Origin of the sequence: Komagataeibacter diospyri (genome assembly GCF_006538165.1) — a bacterium.
GTDB classification, from domain to species: Bacteria; Pseudomonadota; Alphaproteobacteria; order Acetobacterales; family Acetobacteraceae; genus Komagataeibacter; species Komagataeibacter diospyri.
This window is the reverse complement of sequence record NZ_BDLU01000050.1, coordinates 73,236-85,190: the sequence shown is the minus strand read 5'-3', so window position 1 is coordinate 85,190 and position 11,955 is coordinate 73,236. Positions and strand designations below refer to the sequence as shown.

10 protein-coding genes and 1 tRNA gene are annotated in these 11,955 nt (G+C 63.6%); 1 reads left to right on the top strand and 10 read right to left on the bottom strand.

The window, feature by feature from the left end:
* Positions 1–133: 133 nt before the first annotated feature.
* Together MSKU9_RS11420 and MSKU9_RS11415 are read right to left on the bottom strand one after the other, a co-directional pair.
* Positions 134–1,705, bottom strand: a complete 1,572-nt coding sequence (locus MSKU9_RS11420; RefSeq protein ID WP_141261565.1) for a trypsin-like peptidase domain-containing protein — start codon at positions 1,703–1,705, stop codon at positions 134–136.
* A 120-nt stretch (positions 1,706–1,825) separates the two neighbouring features.
* Positions 1,826–2,299, bottom strand: a complete 474-nt coding sequence (locus MSKU9_RS11415; RefSeq protein WP_141261564.1) for a nucleoside deaminase — start codon at positions 2,297–2,299, stop codon at positions 1,826–1,828.
* A gap of 229 nt (positions 2,300–2,528) precedes the next feature.
* On the opposite strand from MSKU9_RS11415, the gene MSKU9_RS18265 reads away from it, so the two are divergent.
* Positions 2,529–2,666, top strand: coding sequence for a hypothetical protein (locus MSKU9_RS18265; RefSeq protein ID WP_162853813.1), 138 nt, complete (start codon positions 2,529–2,531; stop codon positions 2,664–2,666).
* A 60-nt stretch (positions 2,667–2,726) separates the two neighbouring features.
* Here the strand turns inward: MSKU9_RS18265 and MSKU9_RS11405 are convergent, their stop codons facing one another.
* The 8 genes from MSKU9_RS11405 to MSKU9_RS11370 all read right to left on the bottom strand — a co-directional run bounded on the left by MSKU9_RS11405 (position 2,727) and on the right by MSKU9_RS11370 (position 11,876).
* A complete protein-coding gene (locus tag MSKU9_RS11405; protein ID WP_227001060.1) occupies positions 2,727–3,503 on the bottom strand; it encodes a histidine phosphatase family protein in 777 nt (258 codons plus the stop codon).
* 26 nt (positions 3,504–3,529) lie between these two features.
* Positions 3,530–5,638 (bottom strand): hypothetical protein, encoded by a 2,109-nt coding sequence (locus MSKU9_RS11400; RefSeq protein WP_141261562.1) that lies wholly within the window; start codon positions 5,636–5,638, stop codon positions 3,530–3,532.
* Entirely contained in the window at positions 5,620–6,378 is a 759-nt protein-coding gene (locus MSKU9_RS11395; RefSeq protein WP_141261561.1) for an RluA family pseudouridine synthase, read from the bottom strand. The genes MSKU9_RS11400 and MSKU9_RS11395 overlap by 19 nt, the downstream gene beginning before the upstream one ends.
* Positions 6,375–9,218 (bottom strand): DNA translocase FtsK, encoded by a 2,844-nt coding sequence (locus tag MSKU9_RS11390; protein WP_141261560.1) that lies wholly within the window; start codon positions 9,216–9,218, stop codon positions 6,375–6,377. The genes MSKU9_RS11395 and MSKU9_RS11390 overlap by 4 nt, the downstream gene beginning before the upstream one ends.
* 168 nt (positions 9,219–9,386) lie before the next feature.
* A complete protein-coding gene (rsmD, locus tag MSKU9_RS11385; protein WP_141261559.1) occupies positions 9,387–9,962 on the bottom strand; it encodes a 16S rRNA (guanine(966)-N(2))-methyltransferase RsmD in 576 nt (191 codons plus the stop codon).
* Positions 9,962–10,738, bottom strand: a complete 777-nt coding sequence (locus tag MSKU9_RS11380) for a pseudouridine synthase (protein ID WP_141261558.1) — start codon at positions 10,736–10,738, stop codon at positions 9,962–9,964. The genes rsmD and MSKU9_RS11380 overlap by 1 nt, the downstream gene beginning before the upstream one ends.
* The gene (locus MSKU9_RS11375; protein ID WP_141261557.1) at positions 10,735–11,475 is read right to left on the bottom strand and encodes a gamma-glutamyl-gamma-aminobutyrate hydrolase family protein; all 741 of its coding nucleotides are present in this window, start codon (positions 11,473–11,475) and stop codon (positions 10,735–10,737) included. Before MSKU9_RS11375 ends, MSKU9_RS11380 begins: the two co-directional genes overlap by 4 nt.
* 325 nt (positions 11,476–11,800) lie before the next feature.
* Positions 11,801–11,876: transfer RNA gene (locus tag MSKU9_RS11370), tRNA-Lys, on the bottom strand.
* Between the last annotated feature and the right edge of the window lie 79 nt (positions 11,877–11,955).

Sequence of the window (11,955 nt, the reverse complement as noted above, 5' to 3'; positions counted from 1 at the left end):
GGCGCGACAATCATCACCTGCCGTTTTTTCTGGCCCATACGGTAAAAAAACGGCTTTTTCGCTTTTTGCACACGAAAAAGGCCGGGGCAGTACTGCCCCGACCTGTGCCACGCTCCAATGATGGAGAATGATGTTACTGGTCGTCTTCGTCGGTGCTGGTCGTGTCGGAATCATCGCTGTTGGGGCTGACAGCCACAAAAACGCTCTGCCCGTTGCGCACGACCCGCAGCAGGACGGAATGATTGGCCTGCAGGGCCTGACGGATGGCGGAAACCGTGGCGCGCGGGTTTTCCACCGGTACCTCGCCCACGGACTGGATGACGTCACCCGCATGGATCCCGGCCTGTTCGGCAGCGGAACCGGCCTGCACGTCACTGACCACCACGCCGCGCACGTTTTCCTCCAGCCCAAGCTGCTGGCGCAGGTCAGGCGTCAGGGGCGCCAGCGTCACACCCAGTTTCGGCCCCTTGTCCGCGTCATGGGATGTATCGCCAACCGTGCCATCGGCCGTGCCTCCCTTGCCCAGGCTGGAAATCAGGACACTGGCGGTCTGCGGTTTGTTGTTGCGCAGATAGGCAATCGTCGCTTTGGTGCCGGGCACGATGCCTGCCACCTTGACCGCAAGCGTATGCGGCGTGTCGATGGCCTGGCCGTTCAGGGCAGTAACGACATCCCCCGCCTTCAGCCCCGCCTTCTCCGCAGGACTACCCGAACTGACGCTGGCCACCAGCGCACCAGTCGCCGGCGCGCCGGAAGGCGACGGCTTCATGCCCAGCGCACTGGCCATGGACGGCGTGATCGCCTGCGCCGTAACGCCAAGGTAACCACGGGTGACATGACCGGTCTTTTCAAGCTGGTCGACGATGTTCTTCACGGTATCGGACGGAATGGCGAACCCGATCCCGATCGACCCGCCAGAAGGCGACAGGATGGCGGTGTTTACGCCCACGACCTTGCCATCCTGCGTGAACAGCGGGCCGCCGGAGTTGCCCCGGTTGATCGGGGCATCGACCTGAATGAAAGAATCATACGGACCATCACCGATGTCACGGCCACGGGCCGAGACGATACCCGCCGTCACCGTACCGCCAAGGCCATAGGGGTTGCCCACGGCAACAACCCATTCACCCGGTTCGACCTTGTCCGAATCCCCCAGTTCGATGAAACGCAGCTTGCCCGACGGCGAGACCTTGAGCAGTGCGATATCCGTCTTGGAATCACGCCCAACGATCTTGGCGGGCAGCGCCGTGCCGTCATCAAGTGTTACGGTAACCTTGGTCGCACCCTTCACCACATGGTTGTTGGTGACGACATACCCGTCGGGTGAGATGACAAAGCCCGAACCACGGGCCTCAACCGTATGATGGGCCTGCTGCGGCATCATCTGGAAGGGGAAGGGAAACGGGAAACCGCCGGGCATGCCACCCTGCCCGCCATCCTCACCCGTATCCGCGTCCTTGATCCGCGCCGTGATGGATACGACGGCGGGTTTGACCTGTTTGACCAGGTTGACGAAATTCGGCAGCTGCTGGATCTGGGTGTCAGGGTGGATCACCCCGCTGTCTTCCGCCCGCGCAAGGGGTGCCGAGAGCAGGCATCCCCCCATTACGGTGCTGGCCACAAGTGCCGCCAGCATCCGGCTATGGCGCCGACGGGGGGAAAGGGTGTTCGACCGCAATACGTCTGACATGGCATCCCTGAACATGGTTGTCCTGCTGAAATCTCGAAACGACGGACGGGACCGACCGCCGGGGCTTACAGTCCCATTGACCGCATTGTGCCGCAAGACAGCCGACCCGTGTTATACCGTTGCATGACAAATAGGTTAGGCACGCAGGCGCTGGAAAAAATCCCGTAGCAGCCGCCCGGCCTCACGTTCGCGCACGCCGCCCACGGTTTCGGGGCGGTGCAGGCAGCGTGGCTGCGCGAACAGGCGCGGGCCGTGCTCGACACCACCGCCCTTCGGGTCATAGGCCCCGAATACGATCTTTCCCACCCGAAAATGCGTGGCCGCGGCCGCGCACATCGGACACGGTTCCAGCGTGACATACAGCGTGCAGTCCGCCAGACGCTGTCCGGCACGCTGCACGCCAGCTGTCCGCATCACCTGCATTTCCGCATGGGCGGACGGATCGCTCCATTCCTCCACCCGGTTGCCCGCGCGCGCCAGCAGCTGCCCGTCCGGCCCGGACAGGGCGGCCCCCACCGGGACCTCCCCGCGGTCTGCGGCGGCACAGGCTTCTTCCATCGCGATATCCATGAAATACGCCGGCAGGGGGCGTGAACGTATCATGCGCATACGATAGCAATCCCCCTTGCCCGCAAGGTCAGCCGCTCCTGTTGCACGGCATGTCCACGATCACCCATTTTTTTGTGGATTGGCACAACTACAGCCTGACACTATCGTTTCACACATGTGACAGTCGGGGAAGGCCCCCCTCTGGCATCATGGCAGACCGCAACAGGCCGATCCCGTCCCGGATCATGCACCCATCCGGGGTGTGGGTGACCGTACTGGGAGTAAGGTGATGCATACGCTCACGCTTGTTCTTGCCACTGCCGCCATCGTGGCGGGGATGGCCGCCTCGGACGACCTGCGCCACAGAACAGCGCAGGTCAGCGAAACCTGTGTCCTGACCTGCATGCTGCGGTCAGACCTGCGCTGACAACCCGCTTTTCCATGCCGGGAACCACTCCAGCATGGATTGCGGCCACGTACCACAACCTCAACAGCTCCTGAAATCAGGAGCGACCATTGCAGGCTGTGCCGTATCAGATCCGGGCCGGGCCAAGGTTTCGCCCATCCGGTCGGGTAGAACCGGTACGGGCATGGGCAGTTCGTTGACGGTGACGATACGCCATCCCTCCGGCAGGCGTTCAATCACGCTCAGCGCCAGGTTCTGGATGGAAAAATGCAGCGCCGTTTCCGCATGGATACGCAATGCATGGGCCAGTGCTGCGCGAATGGCACCCCCATGGCTGACCACTACCATGTCCTGCCCGGCATGTTCGGCCGCCAGACGGTCAAGACACGCACCCACACGAGCACAGACCTGCACCATGCTTTCGCCGTCCGGCGGCAGTTCGGTCGCGCTGACGGACCAGAACGGGTGCGCAGGCAGGCTCAGCCTGTCGGGCAGGGTATCATGTGTAATGCCGTGCCATTCGCCCATGGACTGTTCGGTCAGACCCGGCTCGACCTGCCAGTCATGCAGGCCGTAGCCCGCCTGCTGGATGGCGCGCGCCGTCTGCTGTGTGCGCGACAGGGGGGACGTAAACCATAATGCCGGGCGTGGCAGACGGCGCGCCAGGGCTTCATACATCCAGCGCTGGGCCACAAGGCTGTCCGGACACAGGGGCACATCCATCGCGCCATACAGCCGCATGCGGGCGTTCTGTTCCACCAATGCGTGACGGATCAGCCAGAAGCGGGTCACCCCTTTCTGCAGCTGGGGGGTATCAAGGAAATTGCCGTGGTTGGTCTGTATACTCACGCTGGACATCCATTGAACGGGTAGGTCATGAAAACTCAGGCAGGCAGAATGGCCCGCGCCTGCCAGCCACGCGGCAGGTAGGTCTGTACCGGTGCCGCCGTGCTGAGCTGCGACCAGTGCCGCAGGATCAGGCTGATCTTGTCGAGAATCCGACCCACATTACGCACTTCGCGCCGCAGACGTTCTGTCGGGTCCATGCCTTCATGCGACGGTTCCCCCGCGACCAGCCGGGCGCCCGCGGAAATACGCAGCGCCCCCACGATCACACCGGGCAGGCCGGGATGCGCCAGCGGCACGGGCTGGCCCACATGACACAGCACGCTGGCAATGGCCGCATCGGGATCATCAGGCGGGATCAGGCCGGACAGGTCGGTGTTGAGCCAGGCATAAAGCCGCCGCGCATCCGGCAGGGCCAGCGGATGGAAAGTCTCCATGTCACTGCCCGGCGTCCGCACGAAAAAGCAGATGATGGTCGGCAGGGTGTCCCATGCATTGTCCATGGGCGCACGATCGGGACGCACCGGGGGCAGGATTTCCAGCGCGGAGTCCGCCATGATACGGGCGGTGACAGCAGACAGGAAACCGTGCAGCCGGTCATGGATCACCGCGCGCGGAATGCGGCTGATCGCGGTCATTTCCGCCAGTGCTGCGCACCAGCGCAGGATCAGCCCGATATTATGCCCCGCAGGCAGCGCGGCCACCGCCCCGCCCTGCGGCCATGCATGGCGGTAGCTGTAATCCCCCAGCCCCACGGGTACGGGACGCGGGCCATCCAGCCTGCGCCGCACGGCCGCAGGCAGCAGCAGCGCCCCACAGAACGGCGGGCCGGTAAAGAATTTGGACCCTGTGACCATGACCATCCAGCCCCGGTCCAGATAATCCCGCACCCGCAGCGGGTCCAGCCGGGCCTGACACGCATCCACCACCACATCGGGACAATCTTCCGACCTGCCAACCGGCGCGCAGGCCTGTTCCAGTGCAGCCAGTCCCGGCGCCAGCAGTCCGGTCTTGGACAGATCCAGCCGGTGCAGCAGCACATGTCGATCCGCCGCGCGCATTTCATGGGTCAGGCGACAGGTCTCGGCATCGACATCCGCAGCCGGGCGCACATGACCCGCCGCATCACGCATCGGCACATTCACCACCAGCGTATCCGTGGGGAAACCCGCGATGGACGCGCCGCGTGTCACCGGATGGCCAAGGGCGGTGTCATTGGCGAAATGACACCCCATGGCGGCCAGCGGTACGCCGCTGCCGGTTTCCTCCGGCGCAAGCAGGATATTGCTGACCGCCCGCCCGCCGGGCGCAAGGCACGCAAGCGCCAGCGCATACAGTTCACAATCCGTGCCCGATGGGGCCAGCACAACCCCTTCCCCCGCTTCAAGGCCGAAATGCGCGCCAATGCGGGCCTGTATGTCCCCGTCCAGCGTCCGCGCGGCATCCTCGCCCCGCCCGTGCAATGCACCGGCCAGCAGGGACAGACGCGCAGTCTCCGCGCCCGCAAAACCCCGTTCGGACAGCGACGACGCGGTGGAGGACGCAAAGGTGATGGCCCATGGCCGGGGCCGGTGCGAACAGCCGTAATGGTTCAGCCCCGTTGCCGGATCCACGGCCAGACGGGCATCGCCGCCCGTGGCCATCAGGCTTTCGGTCGGTCCCAGCATGGACCACAGGGCGCATAGTGCGTCATGCAGCGCACCAAAGGGGCACGATCTGTCCGGTAACGATACGGCAGGCTGCAACGGTGCAAGGACGGACCATATCTGACGCAGGGCGGTGGCGGAGGGTACCTGCGCCACCGCCATCTGTGGTACCCATGCCGCCGGTGCATCCATATCCGACCGACCGGTATCAAGATACCAGAACAGGGCCGCCGTACGCGCGGCACAGAAGGCCGCGCAGAGGGCTTTATGCGGCGCAATTTCCAGCAGCGGGGCCAGTTCCAGCGCATGCCGCAGGAAAAAGGCCGTTTCCTCCTGTTGTCCCTGCACAGGCAGTCCCAGCACAATGGCCCCGTCGTGCTGGACCCGAAACGGCAGGTTTAGCATGGGGTCCAGCGTGATCTGCCGCTCACCCGCAATCACCCGCAGGTCCGGTCGTTCCAGAACGCGCAGCAGTTCCTGCGTCAATGTGTGGGCGAACACCGTGTCACTTCCTTTTCCACGTTGTCAGGTGGCACGGTCCAGCCCGCCTGATCCATGATACGGCGCATATGCTCCGGTGGCATGGCCGTGGCATGCACGGGCACATCCAGTGGCAGAAGGATGCTCCGGCTCATGAGATGTAGCGCCCCCGCGTTGCGTGCGCCATAGCGCGTGTCGCCCCGTATGGGACACCCGATCGCAGCGCAATGCGCGCGGGCCTGATGAGTGCGCCCGGTTTCCAGAACCAGTTCCAGCCAGCTTACGGGCATCCCCGCATCATCACGCCCCGTCGCCCGCACGTGCCAGCGCGTCCGGGCGGGCTGGCCGCCGGTTTTCACTGGCTGCATCCGCCACTGCCCACCCTGTTCCACCCGCGCAAGCGGCATATCAATCACACCCTGCGCGGCATCGGGCGTGCCCTGCACAATGGCCCAGTAGGTCTTGCGCGCCCGCCCCGCCGCAAAACATGCCTGCACCGCAACCAGCGCCTGCTTGCGCAGGGCGATCACCAGACAGCCCGACGTATCCTGATCCAGCCGGTGCGCAAGCCACGGCCCGTTGCGGTGTCGTGACAGGGCTGGAAACCAGTCCTCGACACTCGCCCCCCCGGCGCGACCCGGATGGACCGGCAGGCCCGGCGGCTTGTCCAGCACGACAAGCCGGTTATCGCGGTACAGGACCGTAAATGGCAGGGCGACAGGCGCCTGCCCCGCCCCGCGCTGCATGGCGAGGGGCTTCATTCGTCTTCCGTATTCCGGCGCATCAGGACTTCGCGGCGGCCGACATGGTTGGCCTCGCTGACCAGGCCTTCCTTTTCCATCTGCTCTATGATCTTGGCCGCACGGTTATAGCCGATCGACAGGTGGCGCTGAATAAAGGAGGTTGACGCCTTGCCTTCACGCGCCACGACCTCCACCGCCTGCGCGAACAGGCCATCTTCTTCTGCCCCACCTGCGGGGGCCGCGAAAGGTTTGCCGGAGCTGTCTTCTTCCTGTGGAGAAATGACGTCATCATCATAGATCGGTTCACCCTGCGTGCGCAGGAAGGCGACGACGGCCTCGACCTCGCTATCATCCACGAACGGGCCATGTACGCGTGTGATCCGGCCACCTGCCTGCATGAACAGCATGTCTCCGCGTCCCAGAAGCTGTTCGGCCCCCTGCTCGCCCAGAATGGTGCGGCTGTCGAACTTGCTTATGACCTGAAAGGAAATACGGGTCGGAAAGTTCGCCTTGATGGTGCCGGTAATCACGTCCACCGACGGACGCTGGGTGGCAAGAATCAGGTGAATGCCTGCCGCGCGTGCCTTCTGCGCCAGACGCTGCAGAAGGGCTTCGATTTCCTTGCCCGCCACGATCATGAGGTCGGCCATCTCGTCCACCACGATGACGAGGTACGGTAGGGAATCGAGGGCAAGCTGCTGTTCTTCAAACGTGGGCTTGCCGGTTTCGGGATCATAGCCGGTCTGGACGCGCCGGGTCACGATTTCACCACGCGCGCGCGCTTCGGCCACGCGCTCGTTATAGCTTGCGATGTTACGCACCTGCAGGTGCGCCATGCCGCGATAACGACGGTCCATTTCCCGCACGGCCCATTTAAGTGCCGCAACAGCCTTGGCAGGTTCCGTCACCACAGGCGTCATGAGGTGGGGAATGCCTTCATAGATCGAGAGTTCAAGGATCTTGGGATCAATCAGGATCAGGCGGCACTGCTCGGGCGACAGGCGATAGAGCAGCGACAGGATCATGGAGTTAACGCCCACCGATTTGCCTGACCCGGTGGTCCCCGCGATCAGCAGGTGCGGCATGGCGGCGAGATCGCTGTAAACCGACTCGCCCGCAATATCCTTGCCCAGCGCAAGGTTGAGGCGCGCACGCGCATGCGCCCATTGCGGGTCCATGAGCAGTTCGGAAAAATAGACCGTCTCGCGTCTTGTATTGGGCACCTCGATCCCGATCACGTTGCGACCCGGAACGGTTGCGATACGCACGCTGAGCACCGACAGGGACCGCGCCACATCATCGGCCAGGCCAATCACACGGGCCGCGCGGATGCCCGGTGCGGGCTGGAGTTCATACAGGGTTACCACCGGGCCTGCGTGATAGGCGACGATTTCACCCTGCACCCCGTATTCCGACAGCACGGTGACAAGCTGGGTCGCATTGGCGTGCAGCAGTTCCTCGGTCGGCTTGGTGGCCTCGTTCGATGGCGGCGGCCTGAGCAGCGACAGCGGCGGAAACTGCCATTCCGGCTGAGGCGGGGGCGTATAGGTATCTTCCGTCTGCACTACAGGCGTTATGGGGGCATAATCCGGTGTGCTCGCCACCGGTTCCTCCGCCGCCCGCCCCGCGCCGGAGAAAAAGCGTGACAGCAGTGTCGGGCGCGCGGGTTCCTTCGCCGCCGTCGGCAGGTCATCATGCGGGGATGCAATGACGGGCTGGATATCCTGCGCGTCAGTATCCTCATGCCACGGCACCTGATCAGATACCGGCGAGGGGCCGCCCATCAGCAGGGGCTGGGTAATTTCCTCATCCATGCCCGGCGGGTGCATCCAGCTGGTCTGTAGCGAAACCTGTGCGGGTTTGCCGCCATCCACCTTGCGACCACCCAGTGCCGGACGCGCAGTCTCCGGTTTTGTGGTGGGTGCGGGCATGTTCTTCTGCCCTGACGGTGTGGCCGCCTTTGGGTCGACCATGGGCATCATGGCCGTACCGGGTGTTGCACGCCCTGTGGCCGGTATAGGGTCCGTCCCCGTTTTCTGGCCCGTATCGACAGGCGGCGCATGGAAGGGAGATGGATCCCGTGCTGCGGCCCCTCCACCGGAATACGGCGTAACAGCCGGAGTCGTACGCTGCGGGCGGTCGGGATACGGGGCCGGATCCGGCATGGTCCGCGCCTGCGCCTTTTCCCCGGTTACCCGCCGTAGCCAGATGGCCAGAACCATGGGCTGACGCAGCAGGATCCTGATCCCGCGCCCAATCCCCCGCCATTCGGACAGGGACAGGGCAAGGGCCAGCAGCACCAGCAGCCCCCCCAGCACCAGCCCCAGCAGCCAGACAACAGGCGGCCCGCCTCGCCCCACGAAAACCGTGGCAGCCTGAATGGACATGTGCGCCACTGACAGGCCGACAGCCCCGCCCGGCCCGGCCTGCGTCGGCCATAGCGGGGTCTGGAGTGCCGGTAGCAGCAGCGGCACGGCAGCGATGTCCGCCGCGATGACCGGTAGCGCGCAGACCAGTGCGATGATACGCAGCAGGGCCGATGCCAGGCCATGGTGCCGGATCAGCCGCCATCCCCATGCCAGCAGGCAGAAAATGGCGAGGACATCCACGATCCCGAAATTCTGGAGCATGAAATCAGCCATGTACGCACCAGGCCGCCCCAGCAGATTGTCAGGCGGCTGCGCACTGGACGTATTGGCCGACGGATCGCGGGGATCATAACTCCACAAGGCAATGGCAAGACACAGCGCCAGACTCCACAACCCCAGCCCCCCCGCTTCGGTCAACCGGTCGCGCAGGCGCGACCGCACCGGGTCAGAGGACAGCGAGTCAGGGACAAAACGGCTGAAAATCGCCAAAAATCCATATCCTGATCATAGAGACCCCGGCATGGGCATACCAGCCGGGACCGAACGCACACGGGAAGCGACCATTTCACTTCATGGCCGCCATTTCCGTCAAACGGCACCACTATAACCCCGTCCACCCCATAGACAGAAGGCCGCTGGCAAAAATACGGCAATCAATTATGCCGCGTCGTCCGGCCCATGTCGCCATGCATACAGACATGCGGCCCCATGCCTGCGTTCAAGCAGAAGCCGGTCAGCAGCCACCGGGGCGGATTCCGCTGCCGCCGTTTCAACCACTACCAATGTCGCGGAATGCAGCCAGCCGCCGCGTTCCAGCATTGCCAGCGCGCGGACTGGCAGGTCCTGGTTATAGGGCGGGTCCAGAAAAACCAGATCCACCGGCCCGGCTACCCCCCGTGGCGGCAGGCGCAGCATATCCATTGCACGGATCGTGGCGCGATCACCCATGCCACAGGTCGTAACATTTTCACGCAAGGACCGCAGGGCAGCACGATTCTGTTCGATAAACACGGCACTGGCGGCACCGCGTGACAGGGCTTCCAGCCCCAGCGCCCCCGTGCCCGCAAATCCGTCCAGAACGCGCGCACCACGCAGGCGGTCTGTTCCCGCCCACGGCGCATGGGCCAGCGTATCAAACAGCGCCTGCCGCACACGGTCCGCCGTGGGGCGCGTGGCCTGTCCCAACGGAGCATGCAGGGTGCGGCCGCGGCATTCACCCGCGATAATACGCATTACGCCCTGCGCTGTGACTTGGCGGGGGGCAGGCCGGGCACCTGTTCACGGATGACCTTGCCGGTCACTTCCTCCAGCTCGCCACGCTGCAGCGTGCCAAGCTGGAACGGACCATAAGACGTGCGGATCAGACGACTGACATGCAGGTTCAGCCCGCGCATGACCTTACGGACCTCGCGGTTCTTGCCTTCACGCAGGGAAACGGTCAGCCACGCATTATCCCCCTTGGCGGAATCCAGCTGCGCTTCGATCGGGCCATAACGCACGCCTTCGAATTCGCTGCCATGGGCAAGGGCAGCCAGCATCCGTTCATCCACCACCCCGAACACACGCACGCGGTAACGGCGTATCCAGCCATTGCTGGGCAGTTCCAGCCTGCGGGCCAGTTCGCCATCATTGGTAAGAAGCAGTAGCCCCTCACTGTTCAGGTCAAGCCGCCCCACACTTATGACGCGCGGCAGTCCCGGCGGCAGGGAATCGAATACGGTCGGGCGGTCTTCGGGATCTCGATGGGTTGTCACCAGACCATCTGGCTTGTGGTACCGCCACAGCCGCGTGCGGTCAGGCGCGCTGACCACGTTGTTGTCCACCTGAACGATATCACCAGCATCCACAAACGTTGCCGGATGGGTGACCACCGCACTGTTCAGCCTGACCCGGCCTTCGGCAATCATGCGTTCCGCATCACGTCTGCTGGCGACGCCGGACCGGGCCAGCCACTTGGCGATACGGTCGCCCCGTTCCGGGGTAGACGGTGGGGAATGGTCCTGTGTCATGTTCGTATCTGCCTCGCAGCGTCGATCAACCCTTCGAACAGGAGACGGTCTCCTGCCGATATGCCAAATTCCGGATGCCACTGCACCCCGATGCAAAATGGATGGCCGGGCAGTTCAATGGCCTCGACAATCCCATCAGGCGCTGTAGCACAGATCACCGCACGTCCTGCATCCCCTACTGCCTGATGATGGGATGAATTCACTGCCAGCCGATCCTGCCCCACCAGCCGCGCCAGATGCGTGCCGGCAACCACGTTCACCGCGTGTCCGGCCTCATCCCGCGGATTGAGCTGCTCATGCGCGAGGGCTGCGGGATAGGTATCGGGGATGTGCTGCACCAGCCATCCCCCCATCATGACAGCAAGAAGCTGCATGCCGCCACATATACCCAGAATGGGAATGCCCCGCGCCATCGCAGCGTGAATCAGGTCCGTTTCCGCCACGGTCCGCCGGGGCTTGGTCTGCACGCTGGCATGCTGGTCGGATGCGCCGTACAGGTCAGGCGGCACGTCAAACGCGCCCCCCGTCACCACCAGACCATCCAGTCGTGCGACCATGGCCGCCGCCTGCGACGCGTCATGGCCCAGGGCGACCGGCAGCCCACCGCACGCCGCAATCATGTCCATGTAATTCTGACGGATCGCATACCATGGAAAGCGGGAATACCCGGCCCTGTCTTCCGTTGCGGGCAGTTCGCTGTCCAGCGTGACCCCGATCAGGGGAAAATGGGATTTCATCCCGCCTGCCCATATGACTGTTTCAAAAGTCTGCTCACGAAATATCCTGCAGATCAGTAAGAAAGTTTTTGGTGACGCTTCGCCCTTTTCGACAAAAGGGACACCCGGAAACGTTCACTACTTTTTTATCGACGGGCGTTCCTGAAACAATCCTTAAAGGCATATCCGGTCAAAAGGAATGACGACGCCCCGCCCCATGTGCCATGTGCCATGTGCCATGTGCCATGTGCCATGTGCCATTGCCCGATATGCCGCCGGGTCCGGAATACAAAAAATCCCCACCGGCAATGCCTTGATGGGGATTTCTGTAATCCTGTTAACCCTATGGTGGGCGCACAAGGGCTCGAACCTTGGACCCGCTGATTAAGAGTCAGCTGCTCTACCAACTGAGCTATGCGCCCACAGGGTTACCCGCTTGGGTGAGAGGGCTTCTAGCAGTCACCCTGTTGTCTGGCAAGGGGAATTTTTGACTTTTTTAAA